Origin of the sequence: Leucobacter sp. OLIS6 (genome assembly GCF_002752355.1) — a bacterium.
Classification (GTDB): Bacteria; Actinomycetota; Actinomycetes; order Actinomycetales; family Microbacteriaceae; genus Leucobacter.
Genome location: NZ_MRAV01000013.1, coordinates 74,868 through 95,332, shown reverse-complemented (window position 1 = coordinate 95,332; position 20,465 = coordinate 74,868). Strand labels below are relative to the sequence as shown.

Sequence of the window (20,465 nt, the reverse complement as noted above, 5' to 3'; positions counted from 1 at the left end):
CCGGGAAGCCGAACCCTGCTACGCCCCGACGATCCGCCGCCCGTCGACGAAGGTCGCGAGCACCGGGTTCACGGCCTGCGCCTCGGGCGACAGGCTCATCGGATCGGCGGCGAACACGGTGAGGTCGGCGACGGAGTCCGGCTCGAACCGGCCGCACGACGCATCGCTCGAAGCGCCGCCGCCGAACAGCCCCGCAGGAACGCTCGTCATACAGCGGTACGCCGCCGCCGCGTCGATCTTCTGATCGGGCTGGTGCTGGCCGCGGTCCGGCTCCCCCACCGGACGCCGGAGCTGAGCATCGGCGAGCGACACCCGCGGGTCGCCGATGCCGATGGGCCAGTCCGAACCGAGCACGACGGGCGCGCCCTGCGCGAGCAGGTCGCGGACCCGCCAGCCGTGCGCGACCCGCTCGGGTCCGATCCGGCGCGACCAGTTGTCACTCCCGTCGGGCTCCGTCAGACGGGTGGCGTGGGTCGGCTGGATGCTCGCGACGACGCCCAGCTCGGCGAAGCGCGCCACGGTCGCGTCGGGGATCGATTCGATGTGCTCGATGCGGTGCGGCGCGGAGGGCGCGTGCCCGACCTCGGCGACGACGTCGAGCACGAAGTCGACGGCGGCGTCGCCGATGGCGTGCGTCGCGGTCGGCACGCCGCGCTCGGTGAAGAACCGCACGGCCTCGCGGTACGCGTCGGTGCTGCGCCACAGCGCCTCGTGGTTCTCGCCGAGGCGATCCGGCTCGGCGAACCAGGCGGTGCCGTTGTCGGCAGTGCCGTCGAGCATGAACTTCGCCCCGTCGACCCGCCAGCGGCGCCCACCGACGCCCTGCAGTGCGGCGATCCCGGCCCAGACCTCGGGCGTCGAGTCGGCGGGAACGAGGGGGTACACCCGTACGCGCACGGGCAGGTCGCCGCGCCGTTCGAGCTCCTCGTAGAGCTCGCGCGACGGCTCGTGGAAATCGAGGGCGTGCACCTCGGTGAGCCCGGTCTCGGCGAAGCGCTGCAGCGCTTCGCCGAGGGAGTCGACCTGTGTCTCGAGGGGGGCCTGCGGGACGTGCGCGAACACCAGATCCATCGCCTGCAGCTCGAGCACCCAGCCGGTCGGCCCGTCGACGTCCGCGACGATCGATGACGCGTCGGCGAAGACCTCGTCACCCGTCAGCCCGACCTCCGCGACGACTGCGGGACTCACGACGAGCGCGTGCGCGTCCCGGGTCATGAGCGACACAAGACGGCCGGGCAGCCACTCCTCGAACACCCGCCCGTTCGGCTCGGCCCCCTCGAACGCGTTCACGTCGAGGTCGTAGCCGGTGATCCACGCGTCGGGATCCGCCGCGGCGTGCGCCGCTTCGAGCCGCTCGCGCAGCTGCACGAGCGAGGTCACACCGCCGAGGCCGATGCTGCCGCCCTGGCTCTCGGAGCCCCAGACGGGGTGCGTGTGGCAGTCGATGAGACCGGGCAGGATCGCCGCGTCGTCGCCGAAGTCGACGATCTCGGCGGCGGGGTGCGCCCGCTCGACCTCGGCGCCGCCGACCGCGACGATGCGGCCGCTCGCGATCGCGAGGCGCGTGCCGAGCGATTCGGGTCGCCGGCCCGCCGCGCCGAAGTCGAGCAGGCTCCCTGCGCGCAGGATCGTCTCGGCGTCGCTCACGGTGGCTCCTCGGTCGTGTTCGGTGTCGCGGTCGCCCGCGCGGTCCACTTTTGGTCACATGACCAATAGCACGCGCAACGATACCCCGAAGCCCGTCGACGCGCCAGGGGCCGGGCCGCGCGATGCGCGGCCCGGCCCCTGGGCGAACGATCCGGCTACTTCACGCTGCCGGCGGTGAGCCCGCCGACCAGGCGCTTCTCGATGAGCATGAACAGGATCACCACGGGCAGGATCGCGACGAGCGACACCGCGAACACGTACTGCCAGCTCGTCTCGTACTGCCCCACGAACTTGGTCAGCGCGACCGAGAGCGGCTGATTGCCCGCGGTCTGCAGGATCACGAGCGACGCCGCGAACTCGTTCCAGCAGGCGACGAAGGTGAACACGATCGCAGTCACGATGCCCGGCCAGACGAGCGGCAGGTTGATCTTGAACAGCACGGCGAAGCGGCCGGCCCCGTCGATCTGCGCCGCCTCGTCGACCTCCTTGGGCACCCCCGCGAAGAAGGAGTGCATGATCCAGACCGCGAACGAGAGGTTGAACGCCGCGTTCACGAAGATCATCGCGGCCCAGGTGTCGAGCAGCCCGAGCGCCGAGAACTGACGGAACAGACCCGAGGTGAGCACCGCGGGCTGGAGCATCTGGGTCACGATCACGAGGAACAGGAAGACCATGCGGCCGGGGAAGCGGAACCGCGCCGTGTAGTACGCCGCCGGGAGCGCGACGAGCAGCACGAGCAGGGTCGCGAACACCGAGATGATGATCGTCGAGACGAGGTTCTGCAGCAGCGGCGTCTCGGGCGTCGACCACATGGTCGCGAAGTTGTCCCAGTGGAACTCCTTCGGGAAGTAGGTCGGGTCCACCGAGCGGATCTCGGACTTGGTCTTGACCGCCCCGAAGAACATGATCGTGTAGGGCAGCACGAAGATCACGAGGACGATGAAGCCCGCGAGCATGCGCAGGGCCATGCGGCCCGGGGTGACCCGCTCGGTGCGAACCCTCTTGGCGCGGCGCCCGACGGGCAGGGTCATGGTGCGGGTGCTGGGTTCGACGACGGCCACGGTTCAGACCTCCCGCATGGGCTTGACGACCTTCACGTACACCGCGACGATCACGATGACGATGACGAAGGCCACGACCGAGAGCGCGCTCGCGACGTCCACCCGGTGCTGGTTCTCGATGTACTTGAACACCATCGTCATGATCGTGTCGGCGTCGTAGCCCGGGATCGATCCCGTCATGACCTTGAGGATCGGCAGCGAGTTGAACACGTTGATGATGTTGATGAGCGCCGCCACCGCGAGCGCGCTGCGCAGCTGCGGCAGCACCACGGTGAAGTAGGTGCGGGCGGGCCCGGCGCCGTCGACCTTGGCCGCCTCCAGCGTCTCGCTCGGCACCGTCTGCAGCCCCGCGAGGATCGTGTACGTGGTGAACGGCAGCGACACGAAGATCGCGACGATGATCGACCACATGAAAGCGGTGCCGGGATTGCGGGTCCAGCCGAAGCCCTCCGGCGTCGAGATGAGCCCGACGTCGACGAGGAACTTGTTGATGATGCCGAAGTACGGCTCCAGGCCGTAGTACACGACCATCGTGGTCATGACCACGGAGGCCGCCCACGGGATGATGACCGCGAGGCGCACGATCTTGCGCCCCGGGAACGACTTGTTGAGCACCTGGGCGATCACGAGCGAGAGCACGATCGTGACGCCCACCACCACCACGACCCAGAGGATCGTGCGGAAGAAGATGGGCCAGAAGGACTCGAAGGTGAAGACCGTGACGAAGTTCTCGAACCCGGCCGACCCCTTGTCGACGCCCGACTGCGAGATGTGCCGGGTCGAGTTCCAGAACATGACGCCGGCCGGGAAGAAGACCACGGCGACGATGAGCGCCAGGGCGGGTCCCACCCAGGGGAGCGCGCGGAGCAGCTCGCGCCCGCCGGAGGGGCGGCCGGAGCGCTTCGGCGACGGGGTGGAGCCGCCGGGGTCTCCCCCGGCGGCTCCGCTCGGAAGCGGTGACGATTCGATCGTGGTGCTCATGGTGTCGCGGTCACCGTTCCCTCTCGTTGCGGTTCGGACGAGCCGGCTCAGCCGGCGTCCGCCTGCTTCTGGATCTCGGTGAGCACCTGCTGGGCCGGCTTCTTCTCGAGCTGGCCCGCGAGCGCCTTGAACGCGGCGTCGGCCGACGACCATTTGGGATTGGTCGACGGGTAGAACTTCGCGCTCGGCAGCACATCGAGGAACGGCTTGAGCGACTCCTCACTCGACAGCTGCTCGGATCCCGACTTGGTGACGGGGAGGAAGCCCTCGGCCTTGACCCACGGCACGTAGACGTCGGCGCTGTAGACGTAGTCGAAGAACTTGGTGATGGCGTCCTTCTTCTTGCCGTCGTTCTTGAACGCCATGAGCTGGTCGGCGACGCCCAGCGTGAACGGCGAGCCGTCCTTGGTCGGGATCGGGACGATCGAGTAGTTCAGCTTCGGGTTGTTCTCCTTGATCTGCCCGACGGTCGGCGGCAGGCCGACCTGCATGCCGATCTTGCCCTGCACGAAGATGTCCATCAGCGGGGAACGGTTGGTCGAACCGGGGTTCTTCTGGGTGGCCCCGGCGTCGATCATCTTCTTGATCTGCTCGGCGCCCGGCAGGTTCTTCGAGTCGTCGATGGTGAGTTTCTTCTCATCGCCGAAGGATCCGCCGCCGCCCCACATCCAGACCGCGGCCTCGGCCTGCGCCTCCTCGGAGCCGAGCGGCAGTCCGTAGCCCGCGACGCCGCCGCCGAGCTTCGACACCTTGGTCGCGGCGTCGAGCAGCTCGTCCCAGGTCTTCGGCGCGGCCGAGACCCCGGCCTGCTTGAGCAGGTCGTTATTGACGAACAGGGCGCGCGCAGAGGCGATCCACGGCAGCGCGTAGGTCGTGCCGTTGAGCTGCTCGTTCTTGATGAAGGACTCCTGGAAGTCGCCGAAGGTGTCCTTCGAGGTCACCTCCGAGACGTCGTAGAGCAGGTCGTCGCCGGCGAAGCCGGCGAACGGGCCGCCGTTGTAGATGTCGGGGGCCTTGTTGCCGCTCACCTTGGTGGTGACGACGGACTCGAGGTTGTCCCAGGACTGCACCTCGAGGTTGACCTTGATGTCCGGGTACTTCTTCTCGAAGCCGGCGATCACGTCGTTCCAGAGCTTCTGGGTGTTGTCGGAGTAGCTCGGGACCAGCAGGTTGAGCGTGGTCTTCGATCCGGAGTCGCTCGATCCACCGCCGCTCGCACCGCCGAACCCGCAGGCGCTGAGCGCCAGGCTGGCGGAGGCCGCGAGCGCGATCGCGCCGATCCTCACTGACTTCTTCATGTGTGCAGTTCCTCACCGTTGATGGAACACCGCCACGAAAACCACGCGCCGGTGCGTGCTCCGCGCGCAGCCCTGCGCGCGGTTGTGCCAACGAGCACTCGTTCCGCACGCGGCCCCGCGCTCGTCTGCCCCTCATCTTCGGGGGCGATCGGATAATTCGTCAAGAAGGTGACCAAATTGTGACCTGTTGATCGTTCACGTGATCGATTCACGCAGTCACCTCACGATTCTCCGAATTCGCTCATTGTCTTGCGGGTTTTTGCGTGATTGAATCAGAAGCGATCATCTTTCACGCATGTCGCCACATCCTTCGGAGGAGCGCAATGACCGCCGCCCACACCCCCGGCGCCCACATGGCCGCCGAGATCGCCACCCAGCCCGAGACCTGGGCGCGCGCCGAGCAGATGCGCGCCGAACAGGCCCTGCTGCCCGCCCACGGCGAGCGCGTCGCCGTGATCGGCTGCGGCACCTCCTGGTTCATGGCGCAGAGCTACGCCGTGCTCCGCGAGCGCGCGGGCCGGGGCGTCACCGACGCCTTCGCGGCGTCGGAGGCCTTCGTCGACCGCGGCTACGACGCCGTCGTCGCGCTCACGCGCTCGGGCACCACGAGCGAGGTGCTGGAGCTCGTCCGGGACCTCAAGGCCGCGGACGGCGCCCCCCGCATCATCGGCGTGATCGGCGACCCCGATTCCCCGCTCGTCGACCTCGTCGACGACGCCGTGCTGCTGCCCTTCGCCGACGAGCAGTCGGTCGTGCAGACCCGGTTCGCGACCACCGCGCTCGCGCTCTTCCGCGCTTCCCTCGGCGAAGGCCTCGACGCGGCCATCGCCGACGCGGCGACGGCCGTCGCCGCGGAACTCGATCCCGAGCTGGTGGCCGCCGAGCAGACGAGCTACCTCGGCATGGGCTGGACCGTGGGTCTCGCGCACGAGGCCGCGCTCAAGATGCGCGAGGCCTCGCAGTCCTGGACCGAGTCGTACCCGTCGATGGAGTACCGCCACGGCCCGATCTCGATCGCGGCACCGGGTCGCGTCACCTGGCAGTTCGGGCCGGCCCCCGAGGGCCTCTCGGAGCAGGTCGCGGCGACGGGCGCCCGGTTCGAGACGAGTGCTCTCGATCCGCTCGCCGACCTGGTGCGCGCGCAGCGGGTCGCGCTCGCCCGTGCCCTCGCGCGCGGTCTCGACCCGGATCAGCCCCGCAATCTCACCCGATCCGTCATCCTGGAACCGTGACCCGATTGCCGAGCCTCCGCGCGGGCGAACCCGTGCTCGCCTTCGACGTGGGCGGAACGGACATCAAGTCGGGAGTCGTCGACGCGTCGGGCGCGGTGCTCGGCCTGCGGCGCACGACGACGCCGCTCGACCCCGGTGACGGGGCCGGCAACCCCCAGCGGATCGTCGCCCGGCTCGCGGAGCTGCGCGACGACTACCGCCGGGAGTTCCCCGGGATCCGGCCGACGGCCGCGGGCCTCCTCGTCCCCGGGATCGTCGACCCCGATCGCGGCATCGGGGTGTTCTCGAGCAACCTCGGGTGGCGCGACGCCCCGATCCGCGACCTCGCCGAACAGCGCCTCGACCTGCCCGTCGCGTTCAACCACGACATCCACGGCTCGAGCATGGCCGAGTACCGGCTCGGCTCGGCCGGGCGGTTCCGCGACGTCGTCGTCATGATCATCGGCACGGGGATCGCGGGCACCATCATCGTCGACGGCCGCGCCCACCTGGCGCAGGGCTACGCCGGCGAGTTCGGCCACTCGCCCGTGGCCGACGGTCCCGCGTGCGCCTGCGGCGCGGCCGGCTGTCTCGAGGCGGTCGCCTCGGCCGGGGCCATCGCGCGCCGGTACACGGCGGCCCGGCCGACGGGCGCCGCGCCCGCTTCCGGCGCGCACGATGTGCTCGCCCGGGCGCAGGCCGGCGACCCCGTGGCCGCAGCGGTCTGGGACAGCGCGGTCGATGCGCTGGCGCTCTCGTTCACCCAGATCGCCGCGTTCCTCGCCCCCGAGGCGATCATCATCGCGGGTGGCCTGAGCCGGGCGGGCGACGCCCTGTTCGCCCCGCTGCGCGAGCGTGTGGACCACCGGCTCAGCTTTCACCGACGCCCCGAGATCCTGCCGGCCGAGCTCGGCGAGGACGCGGGCCTGGCCGGGGCCGCGCTGTTCGCACGCGCCCGCGCGACGGACGGCGGCATCGCATGACCGTCGTGACCGTCACCCCCAATCCCGCGCTCGATCTGACCTGGCGCGCCGGACGCGTCGTGCCGGGCGGCAGCCACCGCGTGCCGGCCGCCGGGGTGCGCGCCGGCGGCAAGGGGGTCAACGTCGCGCGCGTGCTGCACGCGCAGGGCATCGACGTCCGAGCGCTCACGACCGCGGGCGGCGCCACCGGCCGGATCTTCGCCGACGAGCTCGCCGAGAGCGGGGTGCCGCACCGGATCGTGCCGGTCGCGGTATCCACCAGGCGCTCCGCCGCCATCGTCGACGAGACGCTCGGCGACACCAGCATCTTCAACGAGCGCGGCGAGAATCCGACCGCCGCCGAATGGGCCGAGCTCGTCGCGGCCGCAGACGAGGAGCTGGAGCGCGCCTCCGTGCTCGTGGTCTCCGGCAGCCTGCCGCCCGGCGCCCCCGAGGCGATCGTCGAGGTGCTCGTCTCGGCCGCGCACGGGCGCGGCGTCCCCGCGATCGTCGACACCTCTGGCTCGGCTCTGCTGCGCGCGGCCCGCGTGGGGGCCGACCTCCTCAAACCGAACCGCGAGGAGCTCGCGCACGCCACGGGCCTCGCGGACCCGATCGCCGGAGCCGTCGCCCTCGTCGAGCTCGGCGCGGGCGGCGTGCTCTGCTCGCTCGGAGCGGAGGGCATGCTGCTGATCGCCGGCCCGATCGCCGACGACGGCGCTCCCGCAGTGGCGCTGCGCGCCCGGCTCCCCGAACCGCTCGCCGGCAACCCCACCGGGGCCGGCGACGCCGCGGTCGCCGGCGCCGCCTCGCTCCTCTCCGCGGACGTCCCGATCCGCGACGTCGCAGAGCGTCTGCTGCGGCGCTCGACCGCGTGGTCGGCCGCCGCGGTGCTCGCCCCGCTCGCGGGTGAGATCGACCCCGCGCACGCCGAGCTCGCCGAACGCCTCGACCTCCTTCCCGTCCCCCTCTCCCTCCCCCGAACGGACCGCGCATGACCCTCGCACCCGCAGCCCGGCTCATCGCCGACGCCCGCACCGCCGGCACCGGCATCGGCGCCTTCAACGTCGTCCACCTCGAGACCGCCGAGGCGCTCGTCGCGGCGTCCGAGTCGTCGGGGCTCCCCGTGATCCTCCAGATCTCGCAGAACTGCGCCGACTACCACGGCGCCCTCGCCCCCATCGGGCTCGCGACCCTCGCGCTCGCCCGCGCCGCCGGGACCCCCGTCGCGGTGCACCTCGACCACGCCGAGCGGCCGGAGCTCGTCGACGAGGCGATCGAGCTCGGTTTCGGCTCGGTCATGTTCGACGGCGGGGCGCTCCCCTACGACGAGAACGTGCGCCTCACCGCCCGGGTCGCGGAGCGCGCGCACGCCGCAGGCGTGTATGTCGAGGGCGAGCTGGGCGAGGTCGGCGGCAAGGACGGCGCGCACGCACCGGGAGTGCGCACCGACCCCGCCGAGGCGCTCGCCTTCGTCCGCGACACCGGCGTGGACGCGCTCGCGGTCGCCGTCGGCTCGTCCCACGCCATGCAGCAGCGCACCGCCGCCCTCGACCTCGGGCGCATCGCCGAACTCCGGGCGACGCTCGACGTCCCGCTCGTGCTGCACGGGTCCTCGGGCGTGCCCGACGAGTCGCTCGATGCCGCCGTGCGTGCGGGCATGACCAAGATCAACGTGTCCACCCACCTGAACGGCTTCTTCACCCGGGCGGTCCGCGAGGCCCTCGCCGCGCAGCCCGACGCGGTCGACTCCCGCAAGTACGTGCGCGCCGGTCGCGCCGCGATCGTGCCCGAGGCGGCTCGCCTGCTGCAGCTCTTCGCGCTCCGCGACGCCTGATCCGGGAGAATGGCAGCATGAAGCGCTCCGACCGGTTCCAGTCGATCCTCGCCGGTCTCGCCGAGCAGGGCGAACTGCGCGTCGACGACCTCGTCGAGGAGCTCGACGCGTCGCCCGCGACCGTCCGCCGCGACCTCGACACCCTCGCATCCCAGGGACTGCTCACCCGCACCCACGGCGGCGCGCAGGCGCTCTCGGTCGCCTACGACCTGCCGCTGCGCTACAAACGGCTGCAGCGCGTCGACGCCAAGCAGCTGATCGCGGAAGCCGCGAGCGCGCTCGTCGGCGTCGGCGATGTCGTCGGCTTCTCGGGTGGCACCACCACCACGCGGATCGTCGAGGAGCTCTCCACGCGCGCCGACATCATGGTGAAGTCGCACACGCCGAACCTCACGGTCGTGACGAACGCGGTCAACATCGCCACGGAGCTCGCCACGCGCCCGCAGGTCAAGCTGGTCGTCACGGGCGGTGTCCTGCACCCGCGCAGCTACGAGCTCGTCGGCAGCTTCGCCGAGGAGGTCATCGCCTCGGTGGCGCTCAGCATCGCGTTCGTCGGGGCCAACGCCCTGGACGTGCGCAGCGGCGCAGCCACCCACGACGAGCGAGAGGCCGTGGTCAACCGGCTCATGGCGCAGCGCGCTGAGCGCGCCGTGCTGGTGCTCGACTCGAGCAAGCTCGGCCGCACCGCGTTCGCGAGCATGGGCGGCCCCGAGGTGTTCGACACCGTCCTCACCGACGCCGACGCGGATCCCGAGCAGCTCGACGCCCTGCGCGAGCGCGGCTACACGGTGATCGTCGCGGGCGCCGATGTCCGCGCGGCCTAGGCTGGCAGGCATGGGCAGCACCGTCATCCACTCCGCCGAACTCGTCGACGGGGTCCGGACCCCCGATTCCTGGATCCGCTTCGAGAGCGGCCGGGTCGCCGCGCGCGGCGCCGGCGGGAGCTGGCGCGATGCGGTCCGCTCGGCCGACGAGGTCGTCGACGCGAGCGGGCGGATCCTGGCCCCCGGGTTCATCGACCTGCACGGCCACGGCGCCGGCACGCGCGCGTTCGACGAGGCCGCCGACGACCCCACGGCCATCGCGGAGGCGCTCGCCGTGCACCGCGCGCACGGCACCACCCGCGCCGTGCTGTCGCTCGTCACCGCCCCAGTCGACGCGCTCGCCGAGCGCCTCCGCGCGATCCGCACCGCAGCCGCGGACGAGCCCATGATCCTCGGCGCGCACCTCGAGGGCCCGTTCCTCGACCACGACTTCCGCGGGGCCCACGATCCCGCGCTGCTGCGCTCGGCCGACGCCGCGGCGATCGACGCCCTGCTCGAGGCGGGCGACGGAATGCTGCGCCAGGTGACCATCGCGCCCGAGCACGAGGGTGCCGGCGAGGCGATCGATGCGCTCGTCGGCGCGGGCGTGCGCGCCGCCGTCGGGCACACCTCGGCGGACTTCGACACGGCGCTGCGCGCATTCGATCGGGGAGCCTCGATCCTGACGCATGCCTTCAACGGCATGCGCGGGATCCACCACCGCGCACCCGGCCCGGTCACGGCCGCGATGCGATCGCCCCACGTCACGCTCGAGGTGATCAACGACGGCGTGCACGTGCATCCCGACGTAGTCGCCCTCGCGTTCCACGGGGTCCCCGGACGTGTGGCGATGATCACCGACGCGATGGCCGCTGCGGGCGCTCCGGACGGCGCCTACCTGCTCGGTTCGCTCGCCGTCGAGGTGACCGACGGCGTCGCCCGGCTGACCGAGGGCGGCACCATCGCGGGATCCACGCTGACGCTCGATGCCGCGCTGCGCCAGGCCGTCGAGGCCTGCGGGCTACCGCTCGAGACCGCCGTCTCGGCGCTCACGCGCGTGCCCGCCGCGGCGCTCGGGCTCGGCGCCGAACTCGGCCGGCTGGATCCCGGCTACGCCGCGGACGCGGTGCTGCTCGAGGCGGACCTCGCGGTCGCGCGCACTTGGATCGCCGGCGCCTAGGCGGGTCACCCTCGATCGCGCGTGCGCTCGGTTCAGCTCTGCGGGTCCGCGGGAGTCTCGTCCGTCGCGGGCTCGGCTGCGGGCGCGGCCTTCTTGCCTCGGCCGGCGACGAGCATGCCGACGGTGATGCCGATCACGACGAGCGCGACGCCGCCGACGGCGATGGGCACCCAGGGCACCTGCGCCTCGGTCCGCACCACGGGCGCCGCCTTGGTCGACGGCTGAGCAGTGGCGCTCGGCGTCGGCGTCGCGCTCGGCGTCGTCGCGCCGACCGAGAGCGTGCAACCCGGCTCGACCGCTCCGGCGACGGTGATCGGGTCGAGCTCGTCGCCCGCGACGTAGTCGCCGTACTGCCCGTTGAACGCGGTCGCGCCCTCGGAGGTCAGCCGTACCTTCGCGTCCTTCAGCGAGAAGGAGCTGCCGTCGGCCTGCAGCGAGGCGGTATCGATCTTGCCGGCCCGCACCTGCGCGCTCTTCGGCGCACCGCTCTGCGCCGTGTCGGTCGCGCCGATGTTCAGCAGCAGAGTGGCGCTGCCGTCGGAGAACTCGATCGCGGGGTTCGCGAGGTCGAACTGCAATGCGCCGTCGTGCCCGGTGAAGTGCACGGCGCCGGTGAAGCTCACCGTGCCCGACGCGAGGTCGGTGCCGACGGAACCGGTGCCGTTCTTCCAGTGGAACTGCGGCGTCGCGTAGCTCGCGCCGTCACTCGTCTCCCACTTGCCGTTCGCGATGCTCCCGCTGATGTACGAGCGGAAGCTCTCCTTGACGCCCCAGCCGAACTCGGCCGACTGCACGGCGCACGCCGTCAGTCCGCCGTCGTCGGCCCGCGCGGGCTGCGCGACGGCGGGTGCGACCGCGAGCATCGCGCCGAGCGCGAGCACGGTTCCGCCGAGGACGGCTCGCAGGCCGAGGGGGCGACGAGAGGACTGGGTCACGGGATCCTGCTTTCGGAGAGTTCGAACGGGTCGGCTGCGGATGCCGGCTACCGGGCCACGTTACCGCGACGCTGCGCGATGACGAGTCCGACGAGGGTCGCGGCGATCACCAGCAGGGCGATCGCGCCGGTCCACCAGAGCCAGACGGGCGTCTCGCTCGAGACCACGGCGGGTGCCTGGTGCTTCTCGAGGGCCGGAGCCGGGGCGTCGAGCACCTGCGCGTCGGCGATCTGCAGGGCCTTCGTCTGACCGAGCTTCACGACGGCGCCGCGATCCACGCTGCCCTGCAGCGTGATCGTGTGGGTGCCGGTGAGGTCCTTCGGCAGCTTGCCGATCCAGCGCACCGTGCCCTGCGCGTTCGCGCCGGCGTTCTCGTCGAGCACGACGGGCTTCGAGTACATCACCACGAGGATGCCGCGCTCGCCCGGCGTGAAGCCGGTCGCCTCGAACTCGATCTCGCCGCCGGGCACGAGTTTGTCGGCCGGGGTGAGGATCGTGATGCCGCTCTTCGTCGGAGCCGAGTCCTTCGCGGTGCGCTTGGGGGTCTCGCCCGAGACGGAGGTGCTGCCGAAGCGCGCGCCATTCGCCGAACCGACGGTGAAGGTCAGCGGGTCGGCGCCCAGCGTGTAGCTGCCGTAGCTGAAGCCGCCCGAGACGGGCACGCCCGACCAGGTGACCTCGCCGTTCTTGCCGACGCTCTTCTGCGCCGCCGCGAGGTTCAGCGTGCCGAACACGCGGCCGCCGACGAGCACCTCGCCGCTGGTGGCGCTCGTGACGCGGATCGTCGGGTTCGCGACGCTCTCGCTCAGCGCGCCCTTGTGACCGGTGTAGTTGATCACGCCCGAGTACTGCACGGTGCCGGTCTGGGTCTTGGGGTTCCAGGATCCGCCGGTGACCTGCGGGAACACGTAGCCGCCGCGACCGCCGCCGACGCCCGAGGTGCTGATGCCGCCCTTGGCGATCGGTCCGGTCACGTAGTTCGCGAACGGGGTCGAGACGCCCCAGGTCAGCGAGCCCGCGAGCTGCGCGCTGCCGCCCGTCGGGGCCGGCTTCGGCTGCGGCTTGGGCTTCGGCTTGGGCACGGGCTTCACGACCGGCGGGGTGACGGGCTTCTCGCCCGACGCCGCACCCGCGGTGAAGGTGAGCGGATCCATCTTCGAGTCCTGCTGGAGGTACTCCTGGAAGAACACCTTCGCGCCGTCTGCGGTGAGCGTCACCGTCGCGCCCGCGAACTTCACCGCGCCGCCCGCGAGCGTCGACTGCTTCGCCGATGCGAGGTCGATCGTCGCGATGGTGAGGGCCTTGCCGTTCTGCTTCACCTGCAGCAGTGCGGTCTTGGCGTCGCGCACCTCGATGACCGGGTTCGCGAGGTTCAGGTTGAGCTGACCGCCGTGGCCCGAGAAGTTCACGTTGCCCGAGAACGGGATCGTGCCGGTGCGCTTCTGCGCGTCCCAGGTGCCGCCGGCGATCTGCTTGAACGTGAAGATTTCGACCCCCTTAGGGGTGATCGACCCGTTCGCGATCGGCCCGCGCACATAATCGCGGAAGGCCTTCCGCACGCCCCACTCGAGGCTGCCGGTGGCCGCCTTGGTGGGGAACACGACATTCCACTGATCCTCGGACACCGCGAGCTTCTCGCGCAGGAAGGTGCTGCTCGGCGTCGCCGGGCCGTGCGCCCGCCAGACGACGGCTTCGTAGTTCTTCGAGCGGTCGAGCTGGGCCTTGGTCAGCGAGACGGTCTTCGCGAGCGCTCCACCGGCCAGGTTCTGAGGAGTGATGTACTCGGCCGCGAGCGTGCTCTTCTCGCCCTGCTCGGGTTCGGACCCGGCCTCGACGACCGCGACGTACACGCCTGCAGGGGCCTGCTTCCCGGTGAAGCCGGTTCCGGTGAACGCGACCTGGAGCCCCGAGGTGTCGGCCTTCGCCACCTTCGCCGAAGCCTTGGGCGCGGGATCCGCGGGGAAGACCGCATCCCACTGCGCGTCGGTCACGGTGACATCGCCGCTGCCCAGGATGCGGTCGGCGGTCGGGTTGCCGTGCGCACGCCAGACGAGCACCTCGTACTGCTTCGTCCGGTCCAGTTTGGCCGTATCGGCCTCGAGCGTCGCCTTCGCCGCACCGTTCACGATGAGCTGTGCGGGCACGAAGCTCGCGGCCACGCCCATGTTGTCGCTGGTGAGATCGCCCGCGGTGCCGCGCTCGATGAGCGCGAAGTACGCACCGGCATCGCCCGCCTGGAGGCTCAGCCCGGTCGCGGCGGCGTCGATCGTCAGCCCCTTCGCCGTCGCGGCGGTGACGGTCGGGGTCACCTTCGCCGCGATCGGATCCGGGAAGATCGCGTTCCACTGCGCGTCGGTCACGGTGAGCGCCTGACGCGCGAAGGTCGACTCGGGAGTCGCCTCGCCGTGGGCCTTCCAGACGACGGCTTCGTAGCCCTTGGCGCGGTCGAGGCGCGACGGCGGCACGACCAGCTGCTTCGCCAGTGCGCCCTCGACGATCTGCTGAGCCGGGACGTAGGCGTATGCCGCGGTGGTGTCCGAGTTGGTCCCGGGAGCGGTTCCCGTCTCGACGACGGCGATGTAGACGCCCAGCGGCGCGACGTCGGGGGTGAGACCGGTTCCTGCGAAGTCGACCGCGAGGCCGTCCTTGCCGGCGTTCGACACCTTCGCGCCCGCCGTCGGCGAGACCGGGTCGGAGGTGAACTGGAGCACCGCCTTGGCGTCCTGCGAGCGGTCGTCACGCGCGGTGTGGTCGGCGATCGTGTAGACCGCGGTCGAACCCTCCTTGGGCGAGACCTGCATCTGCACCGTGAAGGATCCGTCGGCGCCGAACGGGGCACCGTACTTGCCGCCGACGGCCTTCGCGCCCTTCGTGCATCCGGCGTTGATGAAGTCGAAGGTCAGCTGCTCGAGCGGGATGTCGGTGCAGAGCGTGACGTAGATCGGCTTCTGCGGGTCGTAGCCCTCACCGGTCACGGTCACGGTGTCGCCGTCGCGCAGACCGGTCGAGGGGGTGACGGTCAGCTTCGGAGCCTTGACCGGGAACACCGCGTTCCACTGGTCCGCGGAGACGGTGACGGGGATCACCAGGACGTTCGTCTCGGGAGAGGGGTTCGTGTGCCCCTTCCAGACGAGCACGTCGTACTGCTTGCTGCGATCCAGCTTCGCGGCGTCGATCGCGAGCGCCTGCGCGGCTTCGCCCGATGCCGGGATGGAACGGATCCACTTCGCGCCCGCGACGGTCGCCATGGTGGCGGAGTCCGCAGTGCCCCGCTCGATCAGTCCGGCGTAGACGCCGTTCGGCAGTGCCGTCGGGTCGAGATGCGCCAGCGCGACATCGATGCCGAGCCCGTCGACGGTGGCGGAGGTCACCTTGGCGGTACCCGATGCCTTCTCCGGGAACACCGCGTTCCACTGCGCTTCGCTCACGGTCACGTCGCCACGGCCGAGGATCCGGTCCGGGGTGGCGTTGCCGTGGGCGCGCCAGACCAGCACCTCGTACTGCGTGCTGCGATCCAGCTTCGCGGCGGGGGCCACGAGAGTGGCCGTGGCCGCGCCGTCGACGATGCGCGCCTTGGTCACGTATGCGACGGCCGCTCCCATGTTGTCGCTCGAGAGCGAGCCCTCGGTGCCGCGCTCGATGAGGGCGGCGTACACGCCGGCGTCAGCGCTCTGCAGCGCGATGCGGCCGATCGCGACGTCGACGGTGAGGCCGGTCTCGGAGGCGTCCTTCACGGCCGACGCGACGGTCGCCTTCGGAGCGACGAACGCCACGGGGGTGAACGTCTCGAACGCGGCCGCGGTCGCGCCGCTGCCCGAGTATGTCGCGACGCCGTAGGTGCCGCCCTCGATGGCCTTGGCGTCGTCCTTCGACACCTTCAGCGTCGTCTCGAACGTGCCATCGGCCTTGAGCTCGATCGCACCCGCGGCAGCACCGCCGATGGTGCCCATGCTCTCGGCGGGCACGGCCCACTTCTGATCGAACGCCTTGCGGGTCGCTGCCGCGGCACCGGCGGACGGCTGCCACTTCTCGGCGAAGGAGCCGAACACGACGTAGGTCCCCGAGAACTTCCCTGCGAGCGGCGGACGCTTACCGGTGGTGTCGGGCTCGCGCGGCGTGAAGCCGGTGCCGCGCACGGTCACCTCGGTGGTCTGCTCGGGATCCAGGCCGGTCGTCTGCGACACGGTGACCTTGGGCGTCGGGGCCGCGAAGGTCACGGGCGTCAGCGTTTCGAACGGCGCGTACTTCGCCCCGCCGCCCGGGTACGTGACGACGCCCCACGAGCCGTCGGTGATCGCTTTGGCGTCGTTCTTCGAGACCTTCAGCACGGTCTCGAACGTGCCGTCGGCTGTGAGCTCGATCGCACCCGCGGCAGCACCGCCGATGGCGCCCATGCTCTCGGCGGGCACAGCCCACTTCTGGTCCACGTTCGACCGGGTCGCTGCCGCGGCGCCGGTGGAGGGCTGCCACGCCTGCGCGTACGAACCGAAGGCGACGTACACACCGGTGAACTTGCCGGCGAGCGGCGGACGCGTACCGCTGGTCTCGGGAGCGTGCGGGAAGAAACCGGTGCCGCGCACGGTCACCTCGGTGGTCTGCCCGGGATCCAGACCGGTCGTCTGCGACACGATCACCTGCGGAGTGGCGGGGATCAGATCATTCCACTGCGCCGGAGTCAGGTCCACGTTCGCGCGGGCGAGGATCGTGCTGGCGTCGGGCTGCGAGTGCAGCTTCCAGACGAGCACCTCGTACTGCTTCGAACGGTCGAGGTTCGCGACCGGCGCCGTCAGCGCGAAACTGGTCTCACCGCTCGCGACCGTCGGGAACGGCTGCGCGAAGGCGGCGTAGCCGCCACCGCTCGAGACGTCGGCCTCGCGCCCGCGTTCGATGAGCCCCGCATAGACCTGCCCGTCGGGCAGGCCGGTGCCGGTCACCGCGAGCCGGAGCCCGTCTGCCGCGCTGGTCCCGGTCACGCTGGTGGTGATCGAACCGGTTGCGGCGGGCTCTGCCGCGGCGGGCGCCTGCTGCGGCGCAGCCTTCGCCTCGGTCTTCGGCGCCGAGGGAGCCGCGGGCGTCGCGGCCGGCGATTCCGTGGGGACGGTCGGCTCCGCCGCGGGCTCGGTGGCGGGCGTCTGCTCCGCGGGCTGCTCCGCCGCGGGAGTCGCCGGAGCCGGCGCCTCCCCGGTCTCGGCGTATGCCGCCGTGGATCCGAGCAGCGCACCGCTCGCGATCAGCGCGCCGGCGAGCGTCGCGGAGACGACGCTGCGCAACCGGTGGCGAACCGGGACGGGGGTGGAGGCAGACATGACTGTGTCCTTCGGTCGGGGATGGACGCATGGCGCTCGAAATCCCCTGAGATCACGCCCGGCGGAACCGGGCGACGAGCGCCACGCGGATCCAACATCGGATCGAAGTGAGGTTACCCTCACCTAACTACCCCTCTAGTCTGATGAATAACATCAGATGTTGCAAGCCCGGGGCATTTCCCAGGCTTCGGCGTGTTCGCTCGCAGCGCCTCTCCGCACCCTCCTCCCCCTCGGATCCGAACCGTAGAATGGGGACTCACCAGCGAACGGGAGAGCGAGAATGGGCGAGTCCGAGACCTCAGGCGACTACCGGGTGCAGCGCAGCGACGCCGAGTGGCGCGAGCAGCTCTCCCCCGAGGAGTACGCGATCTTGCGCCAGGCCGCGACCGAGCGCGCCGGGACCGGCGAACTGCTCGACGAGCACCGCGACGGGCTCTACCGCTGCCGGGCCTGCGGCAACGAGCTGTTCGTCGCGGGCACCAAATTCGATTCCGGGTGCGGCTGGCCGAGCTTCTACGAGAGCGTCCGCCCCGAGGCCGTCGAACTGCTCGAGGATCACAGCCTCGGCATGGTGCGCACCGAGGTGCGCTGCGCAGCGTGCGGATCGCACCTCGGCCACGTGTTCCCGGACGGATTCGGCACGCCGACCGGCGACCGCTACTGCATGAACAGCCTCGCCCTCGACTTCGAGGCGGGCGCCAAGCCGCAGGCCTGATCGGAGCCCGGGCACTGACGGGGCTCAGGGCCGGGGCCGTCGCCGGTTCCCGATGTTCGACGCCGCCACGGCCACGGCGATGAGCGCGACCGCGGCACCCGCGATGAGGCCGGGCGTAACGCCGTTCGCGAGCGGCAGCCCGGCTTCGAGCGCCACCGACGCGATCAGCTGCCCGGCCACGTTCGACATGCTCAGCAGCAGCACGCCCGCGGTCCGCACGAGCACCGCGGCGACCGCGATGAACAGGGTGCCGATGACGCCGCCGATGTAGAACCACGGCTCGCTCGGCCAGTGCGCGGGCCAGCCGCGCACCGCGAGCGATATCGCGGCGGCGATCCCGAGCATCGTGGTACCGGTGACGAAGTTGATGAACGTCGCCGTGATGGCGCTGTGAGCGGCGGACCGAACGAGTCCGTTGACGGCGGACTGCCAGGCCATACCGACCCCGGCGACGACGGGCACCACGACGAGCCAGATGGGCGAGCCGGGCCGCAGATCCGCCCACACGGTGAACACGACCGCGACGATCGCGAGCACGGTGCCGATGACGCGCGCCGCAGTCGGATCGACGCGTCCGCCGGGTCCGAGCCCGACCCGGTCCATCACGAGTCCGCCGCTGATCTGCCCGGCGACGATGCCGACAGTGAACAGGGCGAGGCCGAGCGCGGGCGCGACGAGGCCCTGGCTGAGGACGAAGAAGCCGCCGCAGGTGCCGCCGAGCAGGCCCCACACGGGCAGCTCCCCCGCACGCACGGTGCGGGCGACCTGCGTGAGGCCTCGGCGGGCGGACGGCGTGCAGAGCAGCACGACGCCGATGATGACGAGACCGGAGCCGAAGGAGACGAGTGCCGCGAGGAAGCCGTTGTCGATCTCGCGGCTGAGGCCGCCGTTGACGCGCGACTGCACGGCCACGAGCATGCCGGCGAGCCCGGAGCCGAGGAGGGCCGCCCACACGGGGAATCGCGAGTTCGTCTGCGTCACCCGCCCACTCTAGCCTTCGCCGTGCCGGGCGCCTGGTGCGTGCGCGTGGGCGCGGGCGGGCGTGCGCGCGGGCGAGCGCGTCCGCGCACAGGGTCTCCATCGAGTGGCGGCAAAACACTCGAATCGCCCGCTGTTCCAGCGGTTTGCCGCCACTCGCAGCGCATCATCGCGAGTGCCTCCCCCCGGGATCGCCCGACGCGCGCCACGGAAGGAGCCCCCGCAGCGCCCGGGTTTCCGGTGCGCCGGTGTGTTCCGTGCGCCTGGCGGGTTTGGCGGGAGCGGTCCTCGCGAACGCGCCAGCGTTCACGAGGACCGCGGATGGATCGGCGCACGGAACTGCACCGCCGCCGGCACCCGGGAGAGCAACGTATGGAGCCCGGCCCTCGCTTCGCTCCGTGGCCGGCGCCCGTGGGCGCCGCGGCTCTGCGACGAAACGCTGGCGCGTTTCTTACTGGAGCCGCCTGTCGGACTCGAACCGACCACCTGCGCTTTACAAGGGCGCTGCTCTACCAGATGAGCTAAGGCGGCATGCGGCGGCCCGTGGGACCGCCTGAGGGGCGCCCCGTTCGGGGCACCCCTCGAGCCTAACGGCTACTGCTTCTTGGCGCTGTCCGCCGCGTTGGCGTCGAGCTCGGCCTTCAGCTTGAGGATGTAAGGCTCGAGTTCGCCGTCGCGCTGCGGCACCCACTGCTTGCCGTTGATGATGACGGTCGGGGTGCTCTTGAGGCGCTGCGGATCGCCGGCCTTCTGCAGTTCGCCGGTCTGCGGGTTGGCGACGAGCTGGGCGCCCTTGGCGAGGCCGAGGATCTGGTTCTCGAGCACCTGCTTGGTGTTCTGGTCGATGAACTTCTTGAAGGTGCCGTCCTGGACGCAGTTCTTCAGGGTGTCGTCGACCTTCACGCCGGCCTTCTTGGCGACGTCGAGGAGCTGCGTGTCGGTGAGGCCCGGGGTGCCCTCCTGCGGCTGCTCGTCCTTGCTGAGGAGGAGGTTGTGCAGCTTGAACGCGACGTCGGGCTGCTCCTGCACGACGCAGCTGAACATGTTTGCCGCGCGGGTGGAGTACTTGGTGCCCTGCGACGCGTTGTCGAGGAAGTTCAGCGGGTAGATGCGCAGGGTGATGTCGCCGGAGCCGACGTAGTTCTCGAGCATGGTGCCGTAGGTCTGCTCGAACGCGCCGCAGGCGGGGCACATGTAGTCGGCGTAGACCGTGACGTCGACGGGCGACTTGCTCCAGTCGACCTCGGGCGCCTTGCGCTCGGCGCCGGCCGCCAGCGCGGGGGTTTCCTTCACCTTGAGGTCCTTGATGAAGGTGACGCCGCCGGAGGCCATGTTCTTGGGCCCGGGGCCGGCGGGCGCGTTCGCGGTCGTAATGACGAGACCGATGATCGCGAGGATCGCGACGACGCCGACGACGATGCCGCCCTGCAGGAAGAGCCGGTTGCGCTTCTCGCGCTTCTTCTCCGCTTCGCGGGCCTGGCGGGCCTGCTCGCGGGCCGCCTGTCGGCGTTCGTTCTTGGTCGGGCGCGATCGTGCGTCGTCTGCCATTAC

General features: G+C 71.1%; 15 protein-coding genes and 1 tRNA gene. 7 read left to right on the top strand and 9 right to left on the bottom strand.

Going from position 1 to position 20,465, the window contains the following annotated elements:
• Positions 1-18: 18 nt before the first annotated feature.
• From BMH31_RS09915 to BMH31_RS09900, 4 genes are all read right to left on the bottom strand, one after another.
• Positions 19-1,647 (bottom strand): amidohydrolase family protein, encoded by a 1,629-nt coding sequence (locus tag BMH31_RS09915; RefSeq protein WP_199068128.1) that lies wholly within the window; start codon positions 1,645-1,647, stop codon positions 19-21.
• Positions 1,648-1,802: 155 nt separating this feature from the next.
• Entirely contained in the window at positions 1,803-2,708 is a 906-nt protein-coding gene (locus BMH31_RS09910; protein WP_241898231.1) for a carbohydrate ABC transporter permease, read from the bottom strand.
• 3 nt (positions 2,709-2,711) lie between these two features.
• Complete coding sequence (locus tag BMH31_RS09905) at positions 2,712-3,689, bottom strand: sugar ABC transporter permease (protein WP_099724144.1); 978 nt, start codon at positions 3,687-3,689, stop codon at positions 2,712-2,714.
• A gap of 47 nt (positions 3,690-3,736) precedes the next feature.
• Positions 3,737-4,987 carry an extracellular solute-binding protein gene (locus tag BMH31_RS09900; RefSeq protein WP_099724145.1) on the bottom strand — a complete coding sequence of 417 codons (1,251 nt, stop codon included), beginning with the start codon at positions 4,985-4,987 and terminating at the stop codon, positions 3,737-3,739.
• A gap of 323 nt (positions 4,988-5,310) precedes the next feature.
• On the opposite strand from BMH31_RS09900, the gene BMH31_RS09895 reads away from it, so the two are divergent.
• The 6 genes from BMH31_RS09895 to nagA are packed head-to-tail and all read left to right on the top strand — an operon-like array spanning position 5,311 to position 10,980.
• Positions 5,311-6,219: an SIS domain-containing protein gene (locus BMH31_RS09895; RefSeq protein ID WP_099724146.1), complete on the top strand. Its 909-nt coding sequence runs from the start codon at positions 5,311-5,313 to the stop codon at positions 6,217-6,219.
• Positions 6,216-7,181 carry an ROK family protein gene (locus tag BMH31_RS09890; RefSeq protein WP_241898230.1) on the top strand — a complete coding sequence of 322 codons (966 nt, stop codon included), beginning with the start codon at positions 6,216-6,218 and terminating at the stop codon, positions 7,179-7,181. Before BMH31_RS09895 ends, BMH31_RS09890 begins: the two co-directional genes overlap by 4 nt.
• Entirely contained in the window at positions 7,178-8,158 is a 981-nt protein-coding gene (locus BMH31_RS09885; protein ID WP_099724147.1) for a hexose kinase, read from the top strand. Before BMH31_RS09890 ends, BMH31_RS09885 begins: the two co-directional genes overlap by 4 nt.
• Complete coding sequence (locus BMH31_RS09880) at positions 8,155-8,997, top strand: class II fructose-bisphosphate aldolase (protein WP_099724148.1); 843 nt, start codon at positions 8,155-8,157, stop codon at positions 8,995-8,997. The genes BMH31_RS09885 and BMH31_RS09880 overlap by 4 nt, the downstream gene beginning before the upstream one ends.
• Before the next feature lie 17 nt (positions 8,998-9,014).
• On the top strand, positions 9,015-9,821 hold the full coding sequence (locus BMH31_RS09875) for a DeoR/GlpR family DNA-binding transcription regulator (RefSeq protein ID WP_099724149.1): 807 nt from the start codon (positions 9,015-9,017) through the stop codon (positions 9,819-9,821).
• 10 nt (positions 9,822-9,831) lie between these two features.
• On the top strand, positions 9,832-10,980 hold the full coding sequence (nagA, locus tag BMH31_RS09870) for an N-acetylglucosamine-6-phosphate deacetylase (protein WP_099724150.1): 1,149 nt from the start codon (positions 9,832-9,834) through the stop codon (positions 10,978-10,980).
• Between the two features lie 32 nt (positions 10,981-11,012).
• Here nagA and BMH31_RS09865 read toward each other — a convergent pair whose 3' ends face one another.
• Both BMH31_RS09865 and BMH31_RS09860 read right to left on the bottom strand, forming a co-directional pair.
• Positions 11,013-11,915 carry an HtaA domain-containing protein gene (locus BMH31_RS09865; protein WP_099724151.1) on the bottom strand — a complete coding sequence of 301 codons (903 nt, stop codon included), beginning with the start codon at positions 11,913-11,915 and terminating at the stop codon, positions 11,013-11,015.
• 47 nt (positions 11,916-11,962) lie between these two features.
• On the bottom strand, positions 11,963-17,221 hold the full coding sequence (locus BMH31_RS09860) for an HtaA domain-containing protein (protein ID WP_099747361.1): 5,259 nt from the start codon (positions 17,219-17,221) through the stop codon (positions 11,963-11,965).
• Positions 17,222-17,501: 280 nt separating this feature from the next.
• Between BMH31_RS09860 and msrB the strand changes: the two genes are divergently transcribed.
• Positions 17,502-17,936, top strand: coding sequence for a peptide-methionine (R)-S-oxide reductase MsrB (gene msrB, locus BMH31_RS09850; protein WP_099724153.1), 435 nt, complete (start codon positions 17,502-17,504; stop codon positions 17,934-17,936).
• A gap of 24 nt (positions 17,937-17,960) precedes the next feature.
• Here the strand turns inward: msrB and BMH31_RS09845 are convergent, their stop codons facing one another.
• The 3 genes from BMH31_RS09845 to BMH31_RS09835 all read right to left on the bottom strand — a co-directional run bounded on the left by BMH31_RS09845 (position 17,961) and on the right by BMH31_RS09835 (position 20,462).
• Positions 17,961-18,917, bottom strand: a complete 957-nt coding sequence (locus BMH31_RS09845; protein WP_241898229.1) for a DMT family transporter — start codon at positions 18,915-18,917, stop codon at positions 17,961-17,963.
• Positions 18,918-19,369: 452 nt separating this feature from the next.
• Positions 19,370-19,445 (bottom strand) — tRNA-Thr (locus BMH31_RS09840).
• A gap of 63 nt (positions 19,446-19,508) precedes the next feature.
• A complete protein-coding gene (locus BMH31_RS09835; RefSeq protein WP_099724154.1) occupies positions 19,509-20,462 on the bottom strand; it encodes a thioredoxin domain-containing protein in 954 nt (317 codons plus the stop codon).
• Positions 20,463-20,465 lie beyond the last annotated feature (3 nt).